The organism is Chitinophaga silvisoli (assembly GCF_003412465.1).
Taxonomy (GTDB): Bacteria; Bacteroidota; Bacteroidia; order Chitinophagales; family Chitinophagaceae; genus Chitinophaga; species Chitinophaga silvisoli.
In genome coordinates, this window is the sequence record NZ_QTJV01000003.1 from 164,543 (window position 1) to 189,474 (window position 24,932).

23 protein-coding genes are annotated in these 24,932 nt (G+C 45.9%); 20 read left to right on the plus strand and 3 right to left on the minus strand.

Features of this window, described 5'->3' with window-relative positions:
- The first annotated feature begins 54 nt into the window (after positions 1-54).
- The 10 genes from DXN04_RS11650 to DXN04_RS11695 all read left to right on the plus strand — a co-directional run bounded on the left by DXN04_RS11650 (position 55) and on the right by DXN04_RS11695 (position 14,165).
- Positions 55-1,821, plus strand: a complete 1,767-nt coding sequence (locus DXN04_RS11650) for an ABC transporter ATP-binding protein (protein WP_116853534.1) — start codon at positions 55-57, stop codon at positions 1,819-1,821.
- Between the two features lie 142 nt (positions 1,822-1,963).
- Entirely contained in the window at positions 1,964-5,734 is a 3,771-nt protein-coding gene (locus DXN04_RS11655) for a DUF3857 domain-containing protein (protein WP_116853535.1), read from the plus strand.
- A 145-nt stretch (positions 5,735-5,879) separates the two neighbouring features.
- Complete coding sequence (gene atpB / locus DXN04_RS11660) at positions 5,880-7,013, plus strand: F0F1 ATP synthase subunit A (protein WP_116853608.1); 1,134 nt, start codon at positions 5,880-5,882, stop codon at positions 7,011-7,013.
- A 39-nt stretch (positions 7,014-7,052) separates the two neighbouring features.
- Complete coding sequence (atpE, locus tag DXN04_RS11665; protein ID WP_072364032.1) at positions 7,053-7,325, plus strand: ATP synthase F0 subunit C; 273 nt, start codon at positions 7,053-7,055, stop codon at positions 7,323-7,325.
- A gap of 176 nt (positions 7,326-7,501) precedes the next feature.
- The gene (gene atpF / locus DXN04_RS11670) at positions 7,502-7,996 is read left to right on the plus strand and encodes a F0F1 ATP synthase subunit B (RefSeq protein ID WP_116853536.1); all 495 of its coding nucleotides are present in this window, start codon (positions 7,502-7,504) and stop codon (positions 7,994-7,996) included.
- Between the two features lie 18 nt (positions 7,997-8,014).
- Positions 8,015-8,575 (plus strand): ATP synthase F1 subunit delta, encoded by a 561-nt coding sequence (gene atpH / locus DXN04_RS11675; protein WP_116853537.1) that lies wholly within the window; start codon positions 8,015-8,017, stop codon positions 8,573-8,575.
- Between the two features lie 87 nt (positions 8,576-8,662).
- Positions 8,663-10,240 carry a F0F1 ATP synthase subunit alpha gene (gene atpA / locus DXN04_RS11680; protein WP_116853538.1) on the plus strand — a complete coding sequence of 526 codons (1,578 nt, stop codon included), beginning with the start codon at positions 8,663-8,665 and terminating at the stop codon, positions 10,238-10,240.
- 169 nt (positions 10,241-10,409) lie between these two features.
- Positions 10,410-12,566 carry a TonB-dependent receptor gene (locus DXN04_RS11685; protein ID WP_116853539.1) on the plus strand — a complete coding sequence of 719 codons (2,157 nt, stop codon included), beginning with the start codon at positions 10,410-10,412 and terminating at the stop codon, positions 12,564-12,566.
- 15 nt (positions 12,567-12,581) lie between these two features.
- Positions 12,582-13,226 (plus strand): hypothetical protein, encoded by a 645-nt coding sequence (locus tag DXN04_RS11690; protein WP_147319903.1) that lies wholly within the window; start codon positions 12,582-12,584, stop codon positions 13,224-13,226.
- A gap of 108 nt (positions 13,227-13,334) precedes the next feature.
- Positions 13,335-14,165 carry a class I SAM-dependent methyltransferase gene (locus tag DXN04_RS11695; RefSeq protein WP_116853541.1) on the plus strand — a complete coding sequence of 277 codons (831 nt, stop codon included), beginning with the start codon at positions 13,335-13,337 and terminating at the stop codon, positions 14,163-14,165.
- 40 nt (positions 14,166-14,205) lie between these two features.
- Here the strand turns inward: DXN04_RS11695 and pdxA are convergent, their stop codons facing one another.
- Complete coding sequence (gene pdxA / locus DXN04_RS11700) at positions 14,206-15,270, minus strand: 4-hydroxythreonine-4-phosphate dehydrogenase PdxA (protein WP_116853542.1); 1,065 nt, start codon at positions 15,268-15,270, stop codon at positions 14,206-14,208.
- Between the two features lie 85 nt (positions 15,271-15,355).
- On the opposite strand from pdxA, the gene rsmA reads away from it, so the two are divergent.
- The 4 genes from rsmA (at position 15,356) to DXN04_RS11720 (ending at position 18,187) form a co-directional block, all read left to right on the plus strand.
- A complete protein-coding gene (rsmA, locus tag DXN04_RS11705; protein ID WP_116853543.1) occupies positions 15,356-16,108 on the plus strand; it encodes a 16S rRNA (adenine(1518)-N(6)/adenine(1519)-N(6))-dimethyltransferase RsmA in 753 nt (250 codons plus the stop codon).
- Positions 16,105-17,034 carry an NAD(P)-dependent oxidoreductase gene (locus DXN04_RS11710; RefSeq protein ID WP_116853544.1) on the plus strand — a complete coding sequence of 310 codons (930 nt, stop codon included), beginning with the start codon at positions 16,105-16,107 and terminating at the stop codon, positions 17,032-17,034. The genes rsmA and DXN04_RS11710 overlap by 4 nt, the downstream gene beginning before the upstream one ends.
- 197 nt (positions 17,035-17,231) lie before the next feature.
- Positions 17,232-17,705 (plus strand): transcription elongation factor GreA, encoded by a 474-nt coding sequence (gene greA / locus DXN04_RS11715; protein WP_116853545.1) that lies wholly within the window; start codon positions 17,232-17,234, stop codon positions 17,703-17,705.
- Positions 17,706-17,788: 83 nt separating this feature from the next.
- Positions 17,789-18,187, plus strand: a complete 399-nt coding sequence (locus tag DXN04_RS11720) for an HIT family protein (RefSeq protein ID WP_116853546.1) — start codon at positions 17,789-17,791, stop codon at positions 18,185-18,187.
- Here the strand turns inward: DXN04_RS11720 and DXN04_RS11725 are convergent.
- Positions 18,165-18,872: a response regulator transcription factor gene (locus DXN04_RS11725; protein ID WP_116853547.1), complete on the minus strand. Its 708-nt coding sequence runs from the start codon at positions 18,870-18,872 to the stop codon at positions 18,165-18,167. The two genes, DXN04_RS11720 and DXN04_RS11725, sit on opposite strands and share 23 nt — an antisense overlap.
- A gap of 144 nt (positions 18,873-19,016) precedes the next feature.
- Positions 19,017-19,577 carry a crossover junction endodeoxyribonuclease RuvC gene (ruvC, locus tag DXN04_RS11730; RefSeq protein WP_233525571.1) on the minus strand — a complete coding sequence of 187 codons (561 nt, stop codon included), beginning with the start codon at positions 19,575-19,577 and terminating at the stop codon, positions 19,017-19,019.
- A 154-nt stretch (positions 19,578-19,731) separates the two neighbouring features.
- Between ruvC and DXN04_RS11735 the strand changes: the two genes are divergently transcribed.
- From DXN04_RS11735 to DXN04_RS11760, 6 genes are all read left to right on the plus strand, one after another.
- Positions 19,732-20,601, plus strand: a complete 870-nt coding sequence (locus DXN04_RS11735; RefSeq protein WP_394337839.1) for a hypothetical protein — start codon at positions 19,732-19,734, stop codon at positions 20,599-20,601.
- Positions 20,602-20,609: 8 nt separating this feature from the next.
- Positions 20,610-21,401: a DUF3108 domain-containing protein gene (locus DXN04_RS11740; RefSeq protein WP_116853550.1), complete on the plus strand. Its 792-nt coding sequence runs from the start codon at positions 20,610-20,612 to the stop codon at positions 21,399-21,401.
- A 77-nt stretch (positions 21,402-21,478) separates the two neighbouring features.
- On the plus strand, positions 21,479-22,180 hold the full coding sequence (locus tag DXN04_RS11745; protein WP_072364009.1) for a response regulator transcription factor: 702 nt from the start codon (positions 21,479-21,481) through the stop codon (positions 22,178-22,180).
- A 69-nt stretch (positions 22,181-22,249) separates the two neighbouring features.
- Positions 22,250-22,954, plus strand: a complete 705-nt coding sequence (locus tag DXN04_RS11750) for a response regulator transcription factor (protein ID WP_116853551.1) — start codon at positions 22,250-22,252, stop codon at positions 22,952-22,954.
- Positions 22,951-24,315, plus strand: a complete 1,365-nt coding sequence (locus tag DXN04_RS11755; protein WP_116853552.1) for a HAMP domain-containing sensor histidine kinase — start codon at positions 22,951-22,953, stop codon at positions 24,313-24,315. Before DXN04_RS11750 ends, DXN04_RS11755 begins: the two co-directional genes overlap by 4 nt.
- A 119-nt stretch (positions 24,316-24,434) precedes the next feature.
- Positions 24,435-24,914 (plus strand): hypothetical protein, encoded by a 480-nt coding sequence (locus DXN04_RS11760; protein WP_116853553.1) that lies wholly within the window; start codon positions 24,435-24,437, stop codon positions 24,912-24,914.
- The last annotated feature ends 18 nt before the right edge of the window (positions 24,915-24,932 follow it).

Here is a 24,932-nt window from a genome sequence, read left to right on the forward strand (position 1 = left end):
AGCGGCAGGAGCTTTTTTTTGTTGTAGGTTTGCCTACTGTAAAGCGATATTAGATTGGAAAATTCAGCGGTAAAGAAGAAAGTATTCGATGTCAGTCTATTAAGGCGCATATTCAGTTTTACAGTTCCTTACAGACGTTCCTTTATTATATCAATGGTGTTGACGGTATTACTGGCAGTAATCTCGCCCATGCGACCTTACCTGATCCAGCTCACCGTCGATAAGTACATTGCGAATCAGATGATGCAAATGTTGATCTACATTTCCATCATCCAGATTGGCTTGCTGCTGCTGGAAACAGTGTTTCGTTTTTACTTTTCGTACCTGACGAACTGGTTGGGGCAATCGGTGGTGAAAGATATGCGTGTAGCAGTTTATAAAAAAATTGTCCATCTTAACCTCGCCTTCTTCGACAAGACCCCTATCGGCACCCTTACCACCCGCACCATCAACGATATCGAAGCCATCAACGACGTATTTTCCGAAGGACTTATTTCCATCATTGCAGATATGCTCATGATCGTAGCGATCCTGGGGGTAATGTTCTACGAAGACTGGCGGCTTACATTGATCAGTTTGTCTCCCTTCCCGATCCTGATTATTGCTACTTATATTTTCAAGGAGAGTGTAAACAAATCGTTCTTCAGGGTACGTAATGCAGTGGCAGCTTTGAATGCCTATGTGCAGGAGCACCTGACGGGTATTGTGATAGTACAGGCATTCTCTGCCGAAAAAAGGGAATTCGCCCGTTTTAAACAAATCAATAAGGAGCACAGGCAGGCGAACATAGATGCGATTTTTGCGTATTCTGTTTTCTTCCCTGTGGTAGAAATAATCCTGGCCATTTCACTGGGCCTGATGGTTTGGTGGGGAGCTAATAAGGTACTGAATTACGAAGTGACGCAGGGGGTAATGATTGCGTTTATCATGTACCTGAATATGCTGTTCCGTCCACTTCGTATGCTGGCCGATAAATTCAATACCCTGCAGATGGGCATGGTGGCCAGCGAGCGGGTGTTCAAGATCATGGACAGTGAGGATTATATTGCTGATAATGGCACAGAGAGCGCCGCAAAAATGCGCGGTGCAATTACTTTCGATCATGTCTATTTTGCCTATAAGGAACAGGAATATGTACTGAAGGATATCAACTTCCATGGCGAACCGGGGGAAACCATTGCAATAGTAGGTCATACAGGTTCCGGAAAGACGACAATAATTAGTATATTGAACAGGCTGTACGAGATTCAGCAGGGTAGTATCCGTATAGACGGAAAAGACATCCGGGAATATACCTTGCAGTCATTGCGCAGCAAGATTGGGGTGGTACTGCAGGATGTATTTCTCTTTGCAGGTTCTATTTATGAAAATATTACGCTTCGTAACCCCGAAATATCCAGGGAGCAGGTAGAACAGGCTGCCCGTCTCATCGGTATGCATGACTTCATTATGCAGTTGCCGGGAGGATACGATTATCAGGTGATGGAAAGGGGAAGTACCCTTTCGCTGGGACAACGTCAGCTGATATCATTTGTAAGAGCTTTATTATATGACCCTGCTATTCTGATCCTGGATGAGGCAACCTCCTCGGTGGATACAGAGTCTGAAATGCTGATCCAGAGAGCGATTGACAAGTTGATAGCCGACCGCACCTCTATCGTGATAGCACACCGTTTGTCTACTATCAGCAAGGCAGATAAGATCATTGTGCTGGACAAGGGAGTGGTGAAAGAAATGGGGTCGCATGAAGAGTTGCTGAAGCTGGAAGGGTTCTATTATAAGCTGCATAGTATGCAGTTTAAACAGCCGGATACTATTTAAAAGCATTGTAATTTTTAGCTGGCCGCTATGCCTTTTGCCCCCGTTGTGAAAATAGCTCTTGCCCGCGGCAGGCTTTAAATGAATGAATATTTGACCCCGTTTTTTTGTTATTTTTAATATACAAAAACTCCCCTACCTATTTATGAGAAGAAGTACTATGAGAGTGCTATTATGCTGTATTGCGTTCGTAGCTGTCACCACTCCAACCCATGCAGGCGATTACGAAAAAGCGTGGGAAGCACTGCACAAAAACGACAAAGTACATGCTTATGAATTGTTCCGGAAAGTACTGAAGAGTGACCCGGCCCACAAGCAAAACGCTTACGCCGCCCTGGTTCTGCTGGAAAGCTACGATGGGCATGGAGATGCTTTCCTCGGCAAGTACCCGTCTCCATTTTCGGTAATCACCGACCTTAACCCGTATACCTACGCTTTATGGTTCACTGATGGTATGTTAGGCCCTTATGGCATTAAGGAGGGCAAGGAACTGGAAAACCTGAACACGGTGCTTACAGATCCACGTTTCAATGGTTCACTGCATGCTGCAGCTAAGTATTACAAAGGACTCCATTACCTGAGGGCCGGGCAGTATACAGCATCTGCCGGTCTTTACAGCCAGATTGGAGCACTGAACAACTGGCAGTTCGTTGGCTCGTTTGACAATATCAGCGGCAGTGGTTTCAATAAAGACTATGGTCCACTGAAAGAACCGAATAAAGGGAAAGGCTTTACTTCTTATAATAACACAAGGATCGACTGGTTCACACCATCCATTACTGACAACGCCGGCTGGATGTTCGTCGGTACTTTGTTTCCCGCAGCAAGTTCAGTGGGCTATGCGCAGACATTTGTGAATTCTCCTGTAGAGCAGGATGCGATCCTGTGTCTGGGTGGCAATGGTAGTCTGAAGGCCTGGGTGAACGATAAACTGCTGATTGCACAGGAAGATGAATTAGCGACGGAGCTGGATAAATTCAATGTACGTGTACACCTGAAGAAAGGTTATAACCGCGTGCTGATCCAGATTGGTTTTACGAATCCGGGATCGAACTTCATTGTTCGCCTGACGGATGATAAATACGAACCCCTGAAAGGGATATCAACCTCAGGTAAGGTAGAAACTTATGCTGTAGATAATAGCACAGATACGCCTGAGTTGCTGCCACACTTTGCAGAAGCCTACTTCAAAAAACAGGCAGAGAAATATCCCAACGATCCGATCTATGCTATACTGCTGGCTAAGGTATACAACCGCAACCAGCAGTTTGATAAATCGAAAGATGCACTCTTCAAATTCTTTGAAAAGAACCCCGGCGATCCGCTGCTGGCTTATCAATACCTCGAATGCCTGTCTTCCAGGTACGACAGAACAGATATTTCTGCACTGGTTGAATTGCTGAAACAAACGGATCCTGACAATACGCTGGTGATGCAGGGACATGAGTCAGAACTGGAAGATGAAAAGAAATGGGCAGATGCGCTGGAACTGGTGAACAGGCTGGAAGCCCGCGAAGGGCAGAGTGTATGGACGATCTCCAAAAAGATGTTCCTGCATGCAAACCTGCAACACGTAGATAGCATGGTGACCCTGCTGAAGAAAGCATATGAGGTATACCCCGATGAACTCGACATTGTAATGGGTATGTATGCATACAACCAGAAGATGGTGAGAAATCCTGCAGAGGCGATGAGAATACTGGAGAAGTATGCAGCAGGGCATAACAACACTAAAATACAGGAACAGCTGGCGGAAGATTACTTCCAGCAGAATGAGCCTGAGAAAGGCCTGGCAGCACTGCACAATATCATTCAGACGGCACCTTATGAGCTGTATGTATATTCACCGCTTATCTCTCATTTCTTTGCATCGCAGCAGTATGATTCTGCTATTCATTACCTGGAAATTGAGCATTCGATCAGTCCATACAATTCAAGTCCGCTGGGTACGATAGCGACCTGCTACCTGCAGAAGGGAGATAAGGCAAAGGCCCTGGATTATTACAAACAGGCGCTGGCCCTCTATGCAGGCGGAACTACTTACAGGGAGAAAATCCGGGAGCTGGAAAATAAACCGGATGTATTCAGTTACTTCCCTAAAATGGATTATTACGCGGCCATCAACAAAGATCTGAAAGCACCACAGGATACGGCGAAGAGCTACTATTACATCTTCGATGATGAGAATGTGGTACTCTATGCAGAGGGTGCCAGTGAGCAGGTGACGAATACAGCGATTTACATCAATAAGAAGGATGCAATCGAGCAGTGGAAAGAGATTTCTATTCCTTACAACAGTACGTATTCTGATCTGACCATTATCAAAGCAGAAGTAGTGAAAGCGAATGGTACCAAGATCTCAGCAGAAACATATGACAATGATATTGTGTTTACCCGTCTGGAACCGGGGGATGTGATTTACTACAATTACAAGGTGAGCAATTATGGCATTGGCCGTTTAGGTCGAGAGTACTGGGATAAGTTTTACTTCCAGGCATCGGTGCCATCCAAACTGGCGCGTTATAGTCTGATGGTAGCAGCTCCGCTCAGCATCAACTATGTGATGAAGAATGCAGATGATGTAAAACCTGTGGAAAGTGACCACGAAGACTTCCATATGTATACCTGGGAAATGAAAAACGTACCGGCGTTCAAGGATGAACCTTATAGTCCTTCGCTGGGCGACATCGGAAAGGTATTGCATGTGTCAACAGTGAAATCCTGGGATGTGATAGCTGAATGGTATAGTGATGTGACCCGTCAGCAATCCAAGGAGAACTTCGATGTGCTAAAGACGTTGCAACAGATCTTCCCTAACGGGGAGGCGAATAAGCTGAGTAATGATGAGAAGGCAAAGAAGATCTACAATTTCATAGAGCAGAATATCAGTTATAGTTCAGTGGCATTCAGGCAGGGGGCATACATTCCCCAGCGTGCGAGTAAGACCCTGAATACCCGTTTGGGTGATTGTAAGGATGTGAGTACGCTCTTTGTATCCCTGGCCCGCAAGGTGGGTTTGGATGCTAACCTGGTATTGGTAAGTACCCGCCGGAACGGGCAGCAGAGTATGGTATTGCCGTCTATGGAGTTTAACCACTGTATAGCCCGGTTCAGGGATGGGGACAACTACCGCTACCTGGAGCTGACGGACAATCAGCTGCCTTATAATGCATTGCCTCAGAATGATGTAGGGGCGCAAATCCTGAATATTCCATTCAACTATGATACGAAGGAAAGCATTAGTTTGCTGAAGCCGGCGAATAAGAATGATGTGAGTCTGAACAGGCAGACGAAGGTCCAGGTGGGGGCTACGGACCTGAAGGTAAAAACGATTTTGACGGTTACCGGGGAGTTGGCTTCCGGAATGAGGTCCCGGTTTGCGGACAAGGATGAGGAGGAGATGAGGCAGGCGCTGCAGCAGAGTGCGGCTAGTCATTTTAAAAACCCGGTGAGCCTGGATAGTTTTGATGTGGCCAATTTAGACAACCTGGATGACTCAGTTTCGATCGGTACGGCGTATAGTGTTAAGAATGAGGTAATAGGGGTAGGGGACATCAACATGATCAAGCCGCCTTATATGGATGTGATAGCTACCAGCGATGTATTCAGTAATGAGCCGAGGCAGTATCCGTTTACGTACTGGTTATACGAGAATACGGATCACTATACGAGTCAGATAGAAATGGAGCTGCCGGCGGGAAAAGTGTTTGACCAGGTGCCATCAGATGTAAAAGCGAGCTTCAGGGATATGAAGTATGAGCTCACGTATCAGCGGGTAGCACCGGGCAAACTGATCATAAACAGGCGCTTCCTGACGAATATCATCGACGACATTCCGGCATCGGAGGTTGGTCAGATGAAAGATTTTTTCAACTTGATAGTCAACGCAGAACAAAAATATATTTCCTTTAAATAGGATAAACGGTATGACCAAAGTGGGATAAACAATGTATTATTGCAATAATCTGTAATATAACATCGTTTGTCCCACTTTGCTTTTTTCATCGTCCTCTTTGTTTAATTATATTTCTGCCTATCTTTGCGCAAAATTTCAGAAAGCGGTGATTTCCTCCAAACTGTTTAAACTTAAGCTGGTAGCACTTATTGCAGTTTTCTGCATGAGTGGGTATAGTACGTTTGCAAACCCGACTGAGGGCGAACCTCATGAAAAGAAAGGGTTTAATGCCAAAGAGGTGATCCTTGGCCACGTTAAGGATGCTCATGATTGGCACCTGTTGGATATTGCAGGCACTCCTGTAACGATCCCTTTACCTGTTATCATTTATAGCAAGGAAAGAGGGCTCTCCACTTTCTCGAGCTCGCAATTCCACCATGGTCATGCTTCGCACGATGGTTATCGTCTGGTGACTGAGCACTACCTGGAAGAAAAGGGTCTGGATGCTAACAAGTACGTACCGGGTAAGGTCATTGCAGTAGATGCAGCAGACAATCCTACAAACGAAGAGATCTATGACTGGTCTGTGACCAAGAACCTGACTTCTATGCTGATTGGTGCTATCCTGCTGATCTGGATTATGACAAGTGTAGCGAAAGCTTACCAGGTAAGAGGTTCCAAACAAGCGCCAAAGGGTATGCAAAGCCTGCTGGAGCCTGTGATCATCTTCATGCGTGACGAAGTAGCTAAGCCAAATATTCCTGGTGCATATGAAAGATATACTCCTTTCATTCTCACTATCTTCTTCTTTATTTTGATCAACAACCTGTTAGGTCTGTTACCAGGTGGTGCGAACGTAACCGGTAACCTGGCAGTAACAGCTGCGCTGGCATTGATTAGCTTCCTGGCTACCATGTTCAGTTCTAACAAGCATTTCTGGGCACACACCCTGAATCCTCCAGTTCCGGGTTGGGTAAAGCCGATCCTGGTGCCTGTGGAAATCATCGGTATCTTCACAAAGCCGGTATCCCTGATGATTCGTCTTTTTGCGAACATCCTGGCGGGTCACATCATCATTCTCAGCATTATTTCTCTGGTATTCATCTTCGGTTCACTGCAGCCAATTGCTGGTTTTGGTTTTGCGCCGATTACGATCATTTTCAATATCGTAATGATGATGCTGGAATTGCTGGTAGCCTTTATCCAGGCGTTCATCTTTGCTAACCTGACTGCAGTATTCATTGGTCAGGCGATGGAAGGTGGTCATGATGATCATCACCATGAGGCAAAACATCACTAAGATTCAAAATTCGTATTAAACAATAAATACACATTTATCATGGCTATTTTAACTGTTTTATTGCAAGCTGGCGCTGAAGCAGCTGCTTCTGCTGCTGGTCTGGCTAAAGCTGGTGGTGCTGTTGGTGCTGGTATCGCTGCTATCGCAGCTGGTATTGGTGTAGGTAACATCGGTAAGAGCGCGCTGGAATCTATCGCTCGTCAGCCTGAAGCTGCAAATGACATCCGTGCTAACATGATCCTGGCTGCGGCGCTGGTAGAGGGTGTTGCCCTGTTCGGCGTTATCGCAGGTCTGCTGGCAGTAGTGCTGTAAGGCCAAAACTTATTACTGCATCCGGCGCACAGGGCAATGGATGCAGTAATCTCTTCTCCACGGAAGAAAGTTCGCTGATCTGGCAGTATACCGGTAAAAATGTTTGTGTATTGCATTGGTACACTGGCATCATCAGCAAAGAAAAAATAATGCGAACCAAATAAATTCTAATAATCATGGATCTGTTGCAGCCCGCGTTAGGCTTGTTTACCTTCTCATTAATTATATTCCTCATTCTTTTCGTTATCCTGAAAAAGTTTGCATGGAAACCAATCCTCTCTACCCTGAAGGAAAGAGAAACCTCTATCGCTGACTCTATCGCAGCTGCTGAAAGAGTGAAAGAGGAAATGGCTCAGATGAAAGCAGAACACGAGCATGTACTGGCTGAAGCTAAAGCTGAAAGGAGCAAAATCCTGAAAGAAGCTAAAGACGCGAAGGATCACATCATTGCAGAAGCTAAGACACAAGCTCAGGCTGAAGCGAAGAAGATCATCAGCGAAGCCTATACTGCAATCGACAACCAGAAAATGGCTGCCCTGACTGACGTTAAGAATCAGGTTGGTAAACTGGTAATTGAAGTAGCTGAGAAAGTGCTGCGTAAGGAACTGGCTGACAAGAGTGCACAGGAAGGCTACATCAAGCAACTGGCAGGAGAAATTAAATTAAACTAAGAGCTAATCGCTATACATATGCGGAATCCCCGTTTAGCATCCAGGTATGCAAAATCTTTAATAGATCTGTCCTCTGAAAAAGGACAGTTGGAGGCTGTACAGGCAGATATGCTCTTCCTGCAGCAGCTTTCTAAAACTAATCCAGATGTGGTGAATGTGCTGAAAAGCCCCATCATCAAGCCTGAGAAAAAACAGCAGATCCTCGCTGCCATCCTGGACAGCCGTGTGAGCGCCCTCACTTCCGCTTTCGTGAAGTTGCTGGTAGCCAAAGGCAGGGAAGGCAATCTGCCTGAGATCGCAGTTGAATATCTGCGTCAGTACAATGTATTGAAAGGTATCAGCAAGGTGAAAATCACCACTGCAGTACCGGTAGATGCAAAAGTGCTGGATGTGATCAAACAGAAAGCAGAAGCAGGTTCCGACAAGAAAATCGAACTGGAAACAGCTGTAAATGCTGACCTGATCGGTGGCTTTGTACTGGAAACAGAAGATAAGCTTTTCGATGCATCAGTGCTGCGTGACCTGAACGACATCAAAAAGCAATTCGCTGGTAACATCTACGTACCGGAATTAAAATAATCAAGATACAGCAGCCGCTGCGTACACGCAAAGCTGTTGTCGTTATACATCAACTTAATTAACGACTCTTTCTAAAAGTATATCACTATGGTGGAGATAAAACCAGATGAAATTTCGGCGATATTACGCCAGCAACTAAGCAACTTCAATGCTGCTGCTGACCTCGAAGAGGTAGGTACTGTATTGCAGGTGGGAGACGGTATCGCTCGTGTTTATGGTTTAAACAACGTTCGTTCCGGTGAACTGGTAGAATTCGAAAATGGTGTTCAGGCGATCGCGCTGAACCTGGAAGAAGATAACGTGGGTGTGGTATTGATGGGTGAATCGGGCGAAATCAAAGAAGGTAATAAAGTACGTCGTACCGGTAAGATCGCCTCTATTAAAGTAGGCGAAGGCATGGTAGGTCGTGTAGTAAATACCCTGGGTACCCCTATCGATGGTAAAGGCCCAATCACTGGTGAACTGTATGAAATGCCACTGGAACGTAAAGCTCCGGGCGTATTGTTCCGTGAACCTGTAAAAGAACCATTGCAGACCGGTATCAAAGCGATCGATGCGATGATCCCTGTAGGTCGTGGTCAGCGTGAGCTGGTAATCGGTGACCGTCAGACTGGTAAAACTGCCATCTGTATCGATACCATCATCAACCAGAAAGAATTTTACGAAGCTGGCAAGCCAGTATATTGTATTTATGTAGCGATCGGTCAGAAAGCCTCTACAATCGCGGGTGTAATGAAAACCCTGCAGGATGCAGGTGCTATGGCTTACACCACTATCGTGGCTGCTTCTGCTGCTGATCCTGCTCCTCTTCAGTTCTATGCTCCATTCGCTGGTGCTGCTATCGGTGAGTTCTTCCGCGACAGCGGTCGTCCTGCACTGATCGTATACGATGATCTGTCCAAACAGGCGGTTGCTTACCGTGAGGTATCCCTGCTGCTCCGTCGTCCTCCAGGACGTGAAGCATATCCTGGTGACGTATTCTACCTGCATAGCCGTCTCCTGGAACGTGCAGCGAAGATCATCAGCAAGGATGAAATCGCTCAGCAAATGAACGATCTGCCAGAATCAATCAGACACCTGGTAAAAGGTGGTGGTTCCCTGACAGCATTGCCAATCATCGAAACTCAGGCTGGTGACGTATCTGCATACATCCCAACCAACGTAATCTCCATCACTGACGGTCAGATCTTCCTGGAATCCAACCTGTTCAACGCTGGTATCCGTCCGGCTATCAACGTAGGTATCTCCGTAAGCCGTGTGGGTGGTAACGCTCAGATCAAATCCATGAAAAAGGTATCTGGTACCCTGAAACTGGACCAGGCGCAATACCGTGAAATGGAGGCGTTCTCTAAATTCGGTGGTGACCTGGATGCTGCTACCAAGCAGGTACTTGATAAAGGTGCCCGCAACGTGGAAATCCTGAAACAACCTCAGTTCTCTCCGTACACCGTAGAAAAACAGGTAGCTATGATCTACCTGGGTACCAACGGTCTGCTGCGTGAAGTTCCTGTAAGAAACGTGAAGGCTTTCGAAGAAGCTTTCCTGCATGAAATGGAAGTTCGCCTGCCAGAAGTACTGGGTGAGTTCAAGAAAGGTAACCTGCCTGAAGATGGTCTGAAGAAAATGGTTGCTCTCGCCAGCGAACTGAAACCAAGATTTGCATAAGCCTGTCAAGGTAAGTATTATATTATGAGAAGCCTCTCCTTATTGGAGGGGCTTTTCTTTTTTACCGACTCTTCACCCACTTTTACCGGCAATACCCCCTACATTTGCCTTTTATGGATTGATAGCCCCCCGGCCCCGCTGTAGCTTTGTTAAAAATTCAACACCCCCTATGTATAAGTTTTACCTTATTCTGTTTATTTCCGGCTTATCGTCAACCATTCTGCGGGCACAAACCAAGGTGAGCGGGAAGGTCACCGACAAGAAGAACCATCCATTGCAGGGAGTGAACATCTCCATTAAAGACTCTTACGACGGTGCTACCAGCGCCGCCGATGGTACCTTCTCTTTCACTACCGATGCGACCGGGGAACAATCCATTATTTTCAGCTTAAATGCCTTTCAGACACAGGAACAAAAAGTAAATCTCTCAGGTCCCCTGACGTTAAACATCATCCTGAGAAACGATATCAGTCAACTGAAAATCGTGACCATCTCCGCAGGCAGTATTGAAGCCAGCAGCGAGAAGAATAATACCGTACTGAAACCACTGGACATTGTGACTACCGGTGGCGCCATGGCGGACATCGTGAGTGCACTGAAAACACTGCCCGGTACCCAGCAGACCAATGACAGGGAAGGCCTCTTTGTACGTGGTGGTACCGGGTACGAAACACAGACGTTTATAGACGGATTACTGGTGCGCAATCCTTTCTATTCAGGATTGCCTGATATGCCGGGAAGGGGTCGCTTTTCACCTTTCCTGTTCAAAGGAACGACCTTTAGCAGTGGTGGATATTCTGCCCAGTACGGCCAGGGTTTATCTTCAGCCCTGGTCCTGGAATCGCAGGACCTGCCGGATCGTTCTTCCTATTCACTGGGAGTATCGCCGATCGGTTTCAGTGGCGGACTGGATGAACTGTCAAAGGATAAGAAAGGTTCATTTGGGATAGAAGCAGATTACACCAACCTGGGGCCTTACCTGAATGTAATCAAGCCTAAGTTTGAGCCCAGTGTGAATCCGGAGATCATTGGTACTTCTGCCAACTTCAGGAGGAAGACCTCTAAAACCGGTATGCTCAAATTCTATGGGTATAGTAACTGGACACACATGGGGAGCATTCGTCCAAGTTTTGAATATGAGGGTGGAAAGGAGCTGTTTGAGATGAAAAATCAGAATGTTTATACGAATCTTAGCTATAAAGAGTTATTAGGTAATGACTGGAAGATCAATGCAGGTGTTTCGTTTAGTACAAATACAGACAGGATCACTTTAGACACAATGCCGAAAAACCCTGATCCCTTGAAAATTCATAACCTTTCCCAACTGGCACAAAGCAGAGTAATGCTGACGAAGAACATTGGTAATTTCTCCGCACTGCGCTTTGGCGGTGAGTACCAGTATGCCGTAGAAAATGCGGAATACAATGGGTACAAGGCAAACTACACAGACAATTATTCTGCTGCATTTGCGGAAGGTGATATTTACATTACCCCGCAGTTCGTAGGCCGTGTGGGTGGCAGAATGGAATATTCTTCTAAGATTGGTAAGATGAATCTTGCACCGCGTGTATCACTGGCATATAAGTTAGATCAGAATAGCCAGGTATCATTAGCCTATGGTGATTACTATCAGAAGCCGGAGCAGCAGTACCTGCGGTTCAAGCCAGACCTGGATTACATGAAGGCAACGCATTACATTGCAAGTTTTCAGCGGGTAGCCAATAACTATACGCTGCGCGTGGAAGCATTCTATAAGAAGTATCACAACCTGGTGAAGACAAGTCCGGATACGGCGACTAACGGTACCGGTTATGCTAAAGGTATTGAGCTCTTCTGGCGGGATCGCAAGAGTGTGAAGAACCTGGACTATTGGGTATCTTATTCATACCTGGATACAAAGCGTAATTACCTGACGTATCCATATGAGGTACAGCCCGACTTCGCGGCAAAGCATACTTTTAGCGTAGTGACCAAGTATTACATTTCTTCTATTACTACTAATATCGGTTTGACATACAGTTTTGCAACAGGCCGGCCTTATTACAATCCTAACCTGCCTGTCAGTGAGTTTATGTCGCAAAAGACCATCGATTATAATTCAGTCGGGTTGAGTGTCAGTTACCTGACTGCAATTCGCAAAGCCTTTACCATCTTCATATTATCGGTGAATAACGTAGGTAATTTCAAGCAGGTGTATGGCTATCATTATTCAACAGATGCCTTGCGCCGGGAAGCGATTACACCGAATATCCCCCGCTTTATATACCTGGGTATGTTTATGAGTTTTGGTATAGACAGACGCCAGGAAACCATTGATAATTTATAAAATTTAAACTTGAATATGATGAAAACTTTTGTTCTCTCCTTCTGCCTTTTAGTAACTACATTTTCGATGACTTTTGCGCAAAGTGCGCAGTACCAGGGTGCAATGGCTAAACAGATTGCACTGCTGGATGATCCGGCAAACCATGGGCCTGAAAAGATGCAGGAAATAGCCAATACATTCGAGCGTATTGCTGCTGCTGAAAAAACGCAATGGTTGCCTTATTACTATGCTGCTTATTGCTATGTGATGAATGCACTGATGGAGAAAGACAAGAGCAAGGTAGATGCGATCGATGATAAGGCGCAGAATGCGATTTTGCAGGCGGACGGGCTGAGTCCTAAGAATGATGAGATCTATTGTATCAGGTCACTGATTGCTACGGCGCGTATTGGGGTGGATCCGCAGACGAGAGGGATGCAGTTTGGCTCTGAAGCTGCCACCTGGCTGGCACAGGCGGCACAGATCAACAAAGACAATCCCCGTGTAGATTTGTTGCAGGGGCAGTCATTGTATTACACACCTGAGCAGTTTGGAGGCAGTAAAGAAAAGGCGAAAGAGAAGTTTGAGATAGCGTTGAAGAAGTTTGCGGCATTTAAGCCGGCTAGTGAGATTGCGCCGCATTGGGGAGAGGAGTATACCAGGCAGTTGTTAGCAAAATAAATAAAGTAGTTATTGGTGAACCGGCGTTACGCCGGTTCACCCCTGTTATCCCATTTCAGTCTTTACCGTTAACTTTAAAAGCACACGTTAACCTAAAAACTGAGCCCCATGAAAACCGTGGAAAATAAACTCCCCGTGGCTTCGTCCGCAGCGTTATTACTCTCGGTAGTGAAAAGCCTCTATACTGATGGCTGGGGACATGAATACCTGTCGCACATCGATTTCAGTGCCGTAGAAAAACCCGCACAGGAGCTCTCAGGGATCACCCCTTTATTCAGCGAAATTCTCCTGCTCCGCAAGCAGATGGTGCGCTACCTGATCAGGCAGCTCCTGGTTGATCATCCTCATCAGCAGGTATGCATATTAGCAGCGGGATTAGACCCCCTGGGCCTGCAGATTGCAGAATACTTCCCGGAGCAACTCACCAGTATTTACGAGATAGATACCTGCCATATGCAGGAAAAACAGGCGCTTTATGCAGCTGTGTCTTACAATGACGGCCGTCTGCATACCCTTCATGCGGACATCACTCATACACAGCAAATGATGGAGATGCTGATAGCTGCGGGCTACAGGCCACATGAGCCCACCATTATTGTATTTGAAGGCATCATGCATTACATGCCTGAGGAGCATTTCCTGAGAGTGATGCGTTGTTTTTGTTCCAGGGTACGGAACAATGCGGTGATTATGGATTATACTATCCCTGAAGAGGAGATGTCATCATCCTATATTTCCCTGGCCAGGGCCTTATCAGAAATTATGGAAATCAATATGACTTATACCAGAAAGAAGGTGTTGAACCTGCTTTCTCTCCTGGAGGCGGAGATTACAGGAGTGTATGACATGCAGGCTGCCGAATATGTACTGCATGGCTATAACAAATGGTTCAGGGGCAGGGGAGAGGGCTTGCTTGAGATGGCGGCTTTCCGAATATAAAAAAAGCCTTCTGCGATAGCGGAAGGCTTTTTTTATAATACTATTCAGAAGCTAATTCTATTTTCTTAAGTGGGTTCTGTGTGTTCTCCGCATATATTTCTCTCTTCTCTATGATATCCAGGCAGGTGAAGATTGCCTGGCGGAAAGAGAAATGATCTGCCAGGTTTTTACCAGCAATATCGAATGCGGTACCATGGTCAGGAGAAGTGCGTACTACAGGCAGGCCGGCTGTGAAGTTGATTCCTTCGCCGGTAGCCAGTGACTTGAATGGAATCAGGCCCTGGTCGTGGTACATGGCAAGTACACCATCGAAGGTGCTGTGCATGTTCCTGGCAAAGAATGCATCTGCGCTATAAGGACCAAAGCAGAGGATCCCATTGTTCTTTGCCTGGTTGATAGCAGGAATGATCTCTTTCAGTTCTTCTTCACCGATCAGGCCATCATCGCCGGCGTGTGGGTTCAGTCCCAGAACGGCAATGCGGGGCTGGTCAATACCAAAGTCCTGGATCAGGCTATCTCTCATCATGGCCAGTTTAGCCATGATGTTTTCGCGGGTCACATATTTCGCTACGTCTTTGATGGGTACGTGCTCAGTGAGCAAACCTACGCGCATATTATCGGCAGTCATGAACATGAGCACATCCTTTGCTTCGAAGGCATCCCTGAGGTAAGGTGTATGGCCGGTGTAATTGAACTGCTCGCTTTGAATGTTCTTTTTGTGGATCGGCGCGGTAACCAGACCATCGATTTCACCGTTTTTCAGGCATTCGATGGCTACTGCCAGGCTACGGGCAGCGTATTTACCGCCGGTTTCGTTCAGGATACCCGGGGTGATCTGCACTTCTTCTTCCCAGCAGTTGAACACGTTCACCTGCTTGTGGTTCAGCCTGGAGAATTCTTTCAGGCTCTGGTAGTTGAAGTTGTTCTCATTCATCAGCTTCCGGTAGAAGTTGATGGTTTTATTGCTAGCAAATATCACCGGGGTACAAAACTCCAGCATTCTGTTATCTGCAAAGGTCTTGATGATCAATTCGGCGCCAATGCTGTTAATATCACCAACGGTGATACCAATTACCGGCTTGTTTGTATGGGCGTTGCTACTCATGCGTTTTTGAGAATAATGGGCAAATATAACAAGAATTAAGGGAGAAACTTATTCAAACTGATTTCCGTAATTTTGACACCTGATCATGTATACACTTAAAAAATCGCTTGGGCAGCACTTCCTCAAGGACGAGAATATCTGCAGAAAGATAGTTGATTCACTACCTGTAATTCCGAATCAGCAAGTGCTGGAAGTGGGGCCTGGTGCGGGTGCCATTACCAAATACCTCCTGGAGCTGCCAGATACTTCATTCAAGGCTGTGGAGCTGGATACGGAGAAGGTAGAATACCTTCAGAAGACTTATCCGGCTATTCAGGGAAAGCTCATAAATGAAAGTTTTCTGGATGTAAAACCGCCATTTGAAGGGAAATTTAATGTCATTGGCAATTTCCCCTACAATATTTCCACCCAGATTATGTTTCGTGTGCTGGAATGGAAGGACCAGGTTCCCTGTGTGGTAGGGATGTTCCAGAAAGAGGTAGCGCAGCGTATAGCAGCGAAGCATGGCAATAAGGACTATGGCATTTTAAGTGTGCTCATTCAGGCTTATTATAAGGTGGAGTATCTGTTTGAAGTGAGTGAGACATGTTTCAATCCGCCGCCTAAGGTGAAATCAGCTGTGATTCGCCTGCACAGGCTGGAGGAGGCTTATGACATTCCGAATGAGCGAAAGTTTTTCAACCTGGTTAAAACTGCTTTTGGCCAGCGTCGTAAGCAACTGAGAAATCCGTTAAAACCATTATTTGATAAGGAAGTACTACAGGACAGTTTCTTTACCAAACGGGCAGAGGAACTGACCGTAGCCGATTTTGTAGCATTATCCCACAAGATGATATGAGAAGTAAAGTACTGATTACAGCCAAAGCGCACAATTACTTAATAGACAGGTTGGAGGAAAAGGGATTTGAAGTCAGCTACCAGCCAGCCATTACATACGAAGAGCTGCTGGGATCCATTCAGGAATACGTAGGATTGATAGTAACCACCCGAATGAAGATAGACCAGCCTGTAATAGACCGTGCAAGGCAATTGCAATGGATAGGGCGACTGGGTAGCGGGATGGAACTGATAGATGTAGCTTATGCGGAGAGTAAGGGTATTCATTGTGCCAGCAGTCCGGAAGGCAACAGGGAAGCGGTAGGAGAGCAGATGGTAGGCATGTTGCTGTGTATGATGAACAATGTGCTGAAGAGTAACCTGGAGTTGCGTGAAGGCATCTATGAGCGGGATGCCAACAGGGGATATGAAATAGGTGGCCGGACCGTAGGTATAATTGGATATGGTAATACAGGCAGTGCTTATGCACGCAAGCTGCGGGGCTTTGAGCCCAGGATCCTGGCTTATGATAAATATAAAACAGGTTTCAGCAATGATCATGTGCAGGAGGCGACCATGGAGCAACTGTTTGCAGAGGCGGAGATTGTGAGTGTGCATTTGCCGCTGACGGCGGAGACGAAGCACCTGGCGAACCTGGCGTTCTTCCGTTCCTTCCATAAACCGGTGTGGTTCCTGAATGCGGCAAGGGGAAAGATTGTGAACACACCTGATCTGATCCAGGCATTGGAAGAGGGCTTACTGAGGGGTGCGGCGCTGGATGTACAGGAGAATGAAAAGCTGGCGACTTATAGTGAGGAGGAGAAAGAGCAGTTGCAAAAGCTGTTGGGGTTTCCGAATGTGGTGATGACACCGCATATCGCGGGATATACGCATGAGGCAAGCATTAATATGGCCAGGATTGTGTTAGAGAAATTGCATGTGATATAGGTTCGCAGGGAGAAATTATCATTAGGAATGCTTACAATATTTGAGGGGCAGATTCATGCATTAGGAATACTGTATATGTGACATTCTTTAGGGGATTAAGCATTTTTTCGTTATATTTGCTTTAATACAAATTTACAACGCTTCTGTGCAAACGGGGGCGTTGATTTTTTTTCTTTATTCTTAAACTAAATAACGTTATGTCTGGTATTAACTACGTTACCAAAGAGACCCTGGACCAGATGCGTGAAGAGCTCAACTTCCTCAAGACAAAGGGCCGGGCGGAGATTGCCAGGGCGATTGCGGAAGCACGGGAAAAAGGTGACTTGAAGGAAAATGCTGAGTATGACGCAGCAAAGGAGGCGCAGGGTTTGCATGAAGCCAAACTGGCTACGCTTGAAAATGCTATTGCTACTGCCAGAGTAGTGGAAGCAGATTCCATTGATACCTCCAAAGTATCTATTTTATGTAAGGTGACTATTACAAACATAGGCCTGAAGAAGACTGTCACCTATCAATTGGTGTCGGAGAAAGAGGCTGACCTGAAAGCGAACAAGATCTCAGTGACTTCTCCCATTGGGAAGGGATTGCTGGGCAAAGTAGTTGGTGAGGTTGCCGAAATCACTACTCCTAATGGTATAACAAAACTTAGGGTTGATAATATTACAATATAATTATCCCTTTGAAGATATCAGGGCCTTCCGTATCATGCGGAAGGCTTTTTTTTTACCTTTAGGGTTCTTAAAAAACCCGCATTATGGCATCTGTTTTTACGAAAATCATCAACGGTGAGATTCCCAGTTATAAGATAGCTGAGAATGAAAGTTTCTATGCATTTCTGGATATTTTTCCATTAGTGAAAGGGCATGTATTGATTGTTCCAAAGGTGGAGATAGACAAATTCTTTGATGTGACAGATGATCTGCTGGGCGAGTGGTTGTTGTTTGCTAAGCCCATTGCGCAGGCGATAGAGCATGCTTTTCCATGCAATCGTGTAGGTGTAAGCGTGGTTGGTTTAGAAGTACCGCATGCACACATGCATCTGATACCTATTAATTCAGTAGACGACATGAACTTCCAGCGACCTAAGCTCAAGCTGTCAGAAGCTGAGTTCAAGGCAGTGCAGGAGCAGATTACAGCTGTCCTGGCACGTTAAAACGGAAGCCGACACCATGGAGGGTTTCCAGTTTCACAGTAGGATCTGTTCTGAAATGTTTCCTCAGCTTGGTAATGAACACGTCCATACTACGGCCCAGGAAGTAGTCATCTTTGCCCCAGACGTGGAAAAGGATTTCTTCCCGTTTCAGTGTTTTGTTCGCATTATCGCAAAGGTACTTGAGCAGGTCAGCTTCTTTTTGGGTAAGCGTGCTGGAAACCTCTCCGTTCTTTTCGCGAAGAATGAGGTCATTATAGTCGAAGGTGAGGTTGCCGATGTTATACTGCGTACGTTTCTCTGTCGTATTGTTTACGGCACTTTTTGTTCTTTTCAGGAATACTTCAATGCGCAGCAAGAGTTCCTGCATGCTGAATGGTTTGGTAATATAGTCGTCAGCGCCTGTTTTGAATCCTTTAATTTTATCTTCATCCATTGCTTTCGAGGTCAGAAAGAGGATAGGAATGAAGTCGTTTTTTCTCCGGATTTGTTCTGCCAGCGTGAAGCCGTCTTTTTTGGGCATTACCACATCCAGTAAACATATGTCAAAGGTTCGTAACTGGAACTGCTCCCAGGCCATTTGTCCGTCTGTGCTATGTACCACATCGTAGCCTGCTTCTTCTAATCGCTTCTTTGTTACCGCACCAACATTTTGATCATCTTCCACCAATAGGATTCTTGCTTTCATAGCTTGATGCTGATTATATAAAATACCATAGTTTATGGCGTATAGCTCCATGTATCATCAGGGGGAGCGAGTTATGAAGAATTTAATTCAAAGTAAATACAATTTATTAACTTCTGGAAAAACCTCTGCGCTAATCCCCTATATTTAACCGATGATCCGTCCTGGATTTTTCTGCAAAAATGCGTCCCAACCCTTTGCCTTACTGGTATCCGGCAGCACGCTGGATTCTTGAAAAAAATGACAGACTGCCACTGCAAGGGCATCTGTAGCATCAAGATAATCAGGGCGTTCTGAGAATTTCAGGATCCTTTGGAGCATTTGCCAGATTTGTTCTTTGTCCGCATTACCATTACCGGTGATGGATTGTTTTATCTTTTTGGGGGAGTACTCTGTCACCGGTACTCCAGCCTGCATGGCTGTAGCGATGGCTACACCCTGTGCTCTACCCAGCTTGAGCATACTCTGTACGTTCTTACCAAAGAAAGGGGCCTCGATTGCGCAGGAAACCGGTTTATGCAAGCGTATCAGTTCATTTACACGGGCGTGTATCAATTGCAACCTCTCGTAGTGATCTTTGTGACGGGACAGTTTTAACACATCCATTTCCAGCAGGCTGGCCTTCGTTCCTTCCACCAGTATGAGCCCGTAGCCCATCACCAGCGTACCCGGGTCGATGCCGAGAATTATTTTTGACTTGTTTGCCAACCACAGTTTATTTTTGCCAAAATCTTGATGTCTGAACAAAAATACCAAAATAATTCTCAATTACCTGCTGGGGGCAGTCCTTTTTACCTGGTTAGCCTGGTCCATTTATAGCCAACTGCGCCACCAACCCAATTTAAAGAGTTCTCTTCAGCAAATGATAGATACCCTTGAGCATAAAGGCGTTGTGGCCATGCTGTTGGTATTGATAGGTATGCTGATGAACTGGGGCCTGGAGGCCCGCAAGTGGCAGATGCTGATCAAACCCCTCCAACCCATGTCCTTCTTCCGTGCGTTTAGAGCCATACTTTCCGGGGTCTCGTTTTCTATCAATACACCTAACAGGATCGGTGAATATGGGGGTCGGGTACTCTATGTGAGCAATAACAGAAGCAAATTAAAAGCAATTGCTGCTACGATGGTGGGCAGCTTCAGCCAGCTCATAGTCACTATTATCTTTGGGTTAACCGGCTTTATCTACTTTGTGGCGAACTTCACGCCAGTAAGGCCTGAACAGGGTACAGGCTACGCCGTATGGGAAAAAATATCGTTTGGAGTCCTCCTGATAATTTGTGGCTTGATCATATTGTTATATTTTCGGCTGCAGATCATTCTATCCATCTTTGAAAGGGTACCATTGTTGAGGAAGGCCCGGATCTTTGTGCAAATTATTGTTCGTTACTCCAACACAGACCTCGAACACTTATTGCTCCTTTCGGCCTTACGCTATGTGGTCTTCTCGGCACAGTATTTGATTTTGCTAGACACGTTGGGCGTTGAAATGCTGTGGTGGCAAGGATTTTTGATGAACGCTGTCATTTATCTCGTAATGGCTATGGTGCCTACCATCGCCATCGCAGAACTGGGCCTGAGAGGGAAAGTAAGCCTGTATTTCATGGGATTCCTCAGTATGAACAGTCCTGCTATCATAGCGGCAACGGTCATTATCTGGCTGGTAAACCTCGTGCTGCCGGCCGTACTGGGTAGTGTGCTTTTGCTGGGAATTAAGATTTTTAAGGAAAAATAGCTTCATCAATGAGGTTGATTCTACTCATAGTTGTTTTAAGTCTGGCCACTATCCGCCCCCTGTATGCCCAAAATGATTTTTGCGGTATCACCAATACCAGTTTCAGAGCCGGCGAAAGTATCACATTCAAAGTTTACTATACCCTTGGAAGAGTATTCATTGGCGCGGGTGAAGCCACTTTCAACTGTAACCTTGAAAAGTATAACGGTAAAGATGTATATCATATCGTAGCCGAAGGCAAGACCTTCCGCACCTACGACTGGTTCTTCAAGGTGCGCGACAAATACCAGAGCTTTATAGATACTGCCAATATGATGCCCCTGAAGTTCCTCCGCGATGTAGAGGAAGGTGGGTATCGCCTTCACAATGATGTCACTTTCTATCAGGCACAACATACCGCTGTCAGCACCAAGGGCAGTTTTAAGGTGCCCGGCTGCGTGCAGGACGTGATCAGCGCCATCTATTATGCCCGTAATATCGATTTCAATAAATATAAACCAGGCGATAAGATCCCCTTCAATATGTTCCTGGACGATAAAGTCTACAACATTTACGTACGCTACATCGGCAAGGAAACTGTAGAGACCAAGTTCGGAAAGTTCCGCGCTATCCGGTTCGCCCCCCTGCTGCTGCAAGGCTCCATGTTCGAAGGCGGTGAGAAAATGAGTGTATGGGTGAGTGACGACGGCAATAAAATACCCCTCCGTATTGATAGCCCTATTTCCGTGGGCAGTATTAAAGTAGATATGGTCGGGTACAAGAATATCCGCTATCCTTTTTCCTCCCTCATCTCAAAATAATAGCGTTTAGGCTTATTTTAACTTTATGTGAACATCTGACTAACTATATTTGTTTGTACATTAATACTTTATTATATATGGAAGAACGTAAACCAAAGATATTACTGGCAGAAGATGATACCAACCTGGGTATGGTGCTCAAAAATTATCTTGAACTGAATGACTATGACGTGGAGCTGTGCCGCGATGGTATTCTGGCACTGGCTGCCTTCAGAAGGGAAAAATTTGACATCTGTCTCCTGGATATCATGATGCCTAATATGGATGGTTTTAAACTGGCCGAGGAAATCCGGGATGTAGATCCGGATATTCCTTTATTCTTCCTCTCTGCCAAAACAATGAAAGAAGACATCATCCAGGGTTATAAGCTGGGTGCTGATGACTATATTGCCAAGCCATTTGACAGCGAATTGCTCCTGTTGAAGATCAAAGCGATCCTGAAGAGAAACCAGGAACTGAACAGCAAAGAGGAAGAGCAGCATGAGTTTAAAATTGGCCGCTACGAATTCAATGCCCGCCTGCGTACACTGACACGCGATGGGGAAACACATACCCTCTCTCCAAAGGAGAACGAGCTGTTACGCATGCTGTGCGAGCATAAGAATGACCTGCTGCCGCGCGAACTGGCACTGAAGAAAATCTGGGGTAGCGATACTTACTTCAATGGTCGTAGTATGGACGTATATATCGCCAAGCTGCGCAAATACCTGAAGGAAGACCCGAATATCGAGATCGTGAACATTCACGGTAACGGTTTCCGCCTGGTAGTGAAAGATTAAGACTTTAAAATAGCCTGAGGCTGACTGAAAAGATTCGTATCTTTTCAGTCAGCCTTATTTTTATAGCGCATGAAATTATTGTTAATAGAGGACGAACCGGCAGTGGTATCCTTCATTCACCGATATCTTACTGAAGCAGGATATGATGTGACTGTAGCCATGGATGGGCCAACGGGTCTGCAAATGGCCATGGAACACTCCTTTCAGCTCATCATCCTCGATGTGATGCTGCCCGGTATGAGTGGAATTGCCGTGTGTAAGGAACTGCGCAGCCAACAGAATAAGACCCCCATCCTGATGCTGACAGCACTGGGTTCTACAGAAAATGTGGTATCCGGCCTGGATAGCGGGGCAGACGATTACCTGATCAAGCCATTTAAACAGGCGGAACTGCTGGCCAGGATCCGCTCCCTGCTGAGACGACAGCCGGACAATAATAGTAATAATACTGTTACAGCTCCCCCTGCTGTGAACCTGCTCAAACTGGCCGACCTGGAACTAAATACAGACACCAAGAGTGCCAGCCGTAGCGGAGAAAGCATCACCCTTACTGCTACAGAATACCGCCTGCTGGAATATTTTCTCCGCAATCCCCGTCGTGTATTGTCAAGAATGGAGATCCTGGAAAATGTATGGGGCATCGACTTTAATATGAACACCAAGGTGGTGGATGTATATGTGAATTACCTCCGTAAGAAAGTAAACCGAAAAGACCTGCCAGCCCTTATCCAGACTGTGGTTGGCATGGGATATATGCTGAAAGAAGAAGCATGAGTATACGTGTCAAAATATTGATCCTGTTTACTGCACTGACAGTTTCTATCATCCTGCTGATGGCGGGGTGTGCTTACTTTCTCACCAATCAATACTCCTTTACCGATTTTTATAAACGCATTGAAATACGTGCCATTGTAGCTGCACGTGCTGTGCTGATCAAAGACAGGGATAACAGTGCTACCTATACGGAATTGCGTAATGAGCACCTAGAACGTATGCCTCATGAAAAGGAATACTTCCTGAAACTGGATAAGGAAGGGCATTTCAAACGCCCCGAAGCACTTAATTCGCTGCCGGCATCCTTCTTTGAAATGGTGCAGTTGCAGGGCAAGGCCAATCATCGTAGTGGTGACATCTTCTTTACAGGTGTGTTATTTGGTACTGATCCTGACCGCTACATCGTAATCGTTTCTGCCAGGAACGACTTTGGCAGCCGCTACATGGCCGACCTGAAGCGGGTATTGACGATTTGTCTGGCTACGGCGGGCATCCTGGTACTGGCAGCAGGTTTCTTCTTCTCGAGATACATACTGCAACCTGTGAGGGTCATGACATCGCAGGTAAAGAATATCAGGGCGCACAACCTGCACCTGCGGCTGGATTCGCCAGACAGTAACGATGAAATGTTCGAGCTGGCCCAGACCTTCAATAACATGCTGGACAGGCTGGAGACCGCTTTCGAGACCCAGAACAACTTTGTAAGTAATGCCTCTCATGAGTTGGGAACACCACTTACAGCTATCATTGGTGAGGCAGAACTGGCACTGAATAAACAACGTACAGATGCCGAATACCGCCAGTCAATTCAGGTAATCCTAGGCGAAGCCGAACGCCTGGAGCACATCACTAAGAGCTTGTTACGCCTTGCCCAGACAGGGTTTGGTGGTAAGGGACAGCAGCGTGAACGCATCCGTATGGATGAGCTGATTTTCTCAGTAAAAGATACCATCGACCAGATCAATCCTAACAATAAGGTAGAGATAGATTATTCCATGCTGCCGGAAGATGAGGCGAAGCTTTTTATTCTGGGCGATGCGCAGTTGCTGCACCTGGCATTCAGCAATATTGTACAGAATGCCTGCAAGTATTCTGATAACCGCCCGGTGAGTGTAGCACTGGCTGCTACAGATTCAAATATTATCCTACTGATTCAGGACCAGGGTATTGGTATCCCGGAATCTGAGTTACCATTTATATATGATCCTTTCTTCCGCGCTTCTAATACGAGTGGATATAAAGGATATGGAATAGGACTGCCATTGTCCCGTAATATTATCCGCCTGCATGGGGGCAATATCGTTGTAAACAGCCAGCAGGGAAAGGGTACAGAGATACGGATCACCCTGCCGGTAGCCTGATTCTTACCGGTTTCTTACCCCGTTTTACCGGATTCTTACCACATTTTTAATCTCCTTTTATCTCCTGCTTACGGGTTCCTAATCTCGTGGGAATAGCTTTGTGTTATAAATCGAAGCATATGAAACATATTTTGATTCCTACAGATTTTTCCATCAGGTCTCTTCGTGTAGTTCATCATGTTGTAGAGCGCTTTGGAGCTGGAGAACCCTTGAATATTGTGATGATGCATGCGATGCACATGCCGGGTTCTATCATGGAATTGATGATGTTGTCAAGGAGATCATCACACTATGATCTGATTACCGATGATTATAAGGAAGCCAGTGAAATATTAAAGAATAAATATGGCTCAGCCATTCGGTCGATGAAAACCGAGTTCCTGATGGGCCGCAGCAATGGTGTGTTTCGCAACTTTTTGTTGTACCACAATATTGATGCGATTGTATGTCCTGCTGAATTCAATTTCCGCAAGGCATCACCTAACAGTTATGACCCGGCAGAACTGATCAGGAAGAGCAACTATCCCGTACACCATGTATCGCTGAAGAAGAAAGAAAGGATGCTGGTGTCGGCAATGTCCGAACTATTTGAAATATAGATGTGTCTGTTTGAGTAG

What these genes read in the sequence shown, in the direction of transcription:
- atpE (WP_072364032.1), top strand. Translation starts at nt 7,053, where the DNA reads ATGGCTATTTTAACTGTTTTATTGCAAGCTGGCGCTGAAGCAGCTGCT.
- greA (WP_116853545.1), top strand. Translation starts at nt 17,232, where the DNA reads ATGTCTGGTATTAACTACGTTACCAAAGAGACCCTGGACCAGATGCGT.
- DXN04_RS11720 (WP_116853546.1), top strand. Translation starts at nt 17,789, where the DNA reads ATGGCATCTGTTTTTACGAAAATCATCAACGGTGAGATTCCCAGTTAT.
- atpA (WP_116853538.1), top strand. Translation starts at nt 8,663, where the DNA reads ATGGTGGAGATAAAACCAGATGAAATTTCGGCGATATTACGCCAGCAA.
- DXN04_RS11735 (WP_394337839.1), top strand. Translation starts at nt 19,732, where the DNA reads ATGATAGATACCCTTGAGCATAAAGGCGTTGTGGCCATGCTGTTGGTA.
- atpH (WP_116853537.1), top strand. Translation starts at nt 8,015, where the DNA reads ATGCGGAATCCCCGTTTAGCATCCAGGTATGCAAAATCTTTAATAGAT.
- pdxA (WP_116853542.1), bottom strand. Translation starts at nt 15,270, where the DNA reads ATGAGTAGCAACGCCCATACAAACAAGCCGGTAATTGGTATCACCGTT.
- DXN04_RS11750 (WP_116853551.1), top strand. Translation starts at nt 22,250, where the DNA reads ATGAAATTATTGTTAATAGAGGACGAACCGGCAGTGGTATCCTTCATT.
- DXN04_RS11755 (WP_116853552.1), top strand. Translation starts at nt 22,951, where the DNA reads ATGAGTATACGTGTCAAAATATTGATCCTGTTTACTGCACTGACAGTT.
- DXN04_RS11710 (WP_116853544.1), top strand. Translation starts at nt 16,105, where the DNA reads ATGAGAAGTAAAGTACTGATTACAGCCAAAGCGCACAATTACTTAATA.
- rsmA (WP_116853543.1), top strand. Translation starts at nt 15,356, where the DNA reads ATGTATACACTTAAAAAATCGCTTGGGCAGCACTTCCTCAAGGACGAG.
- DXN04_RS11685 (WP_116853539.1), top strand. Translation starts at nt 10,410, where the DNA reads ATGTATAAGTTTTACCTTATTCTGTTTATTTCCGGCTTATCGTCAACC.
- DXN04_RS11745 (WP_072364009.1), top strand. Translation starts at nt 21,479, where the DNA reads ATGGAAGAACGTAAACCAAAGATATTACTGGCAGAAGATGATACCAAC.
- DXN04_RS11655 (WP_116853535.1), top strand. Translation starts at nt 1,964, where the DNA reads ATGAGAAGAAGTACTATGAGAGTGCTATTATGCTGTATTGCGTTCGTA.
- DXN04_RS11690 (WP_147319903.1), top strand. Translation starts at nt 12,582, where the DNA reads ATGATGAAAACTTTTGTTCTCTCCTTCTGCCTTTTAGTAACTACATTT.
- DXN04_RS11695 (WP_116853541.1), top strand. Translation starts at nt 13,335, where the DNA reads ATGAAAACCGTGGAAAATAAACTCCCCGTGGCTTCGTCCGCAGCGTTA.
- DXN04_RS11740 (WP_116853550.1), top strand. Translation starts at nt 20,610, where the DNA reads ATGAGGTTGATTCTACTCATAGTTGTTTTAAGTCTGGCCACTATCCGC.
- DXN04_RS11760 (WP_116853553.1), top strand. Translation starts at nt 24,435, where the DNA reads ATGAAACATATTTTGATTCCTACAGATTTTTCCATCAGGTCTCTTCGT.
- DXN04_RS11725 (WP_116853547.1), bottom strand. Translation starts at nt 18,872, where the DNA reads ATGAAAGCAAGAATCCTATTGGTGGAAGATGATCAAAATGTTGGTGCG.
- atpF (WP_116853536.1), top strand. Translation starts at nt 7,502, where the DNA reads ATGGATCTGTTGCAGCCCGCGTTAGGCTTGTTTACCTTCTCATTAATT.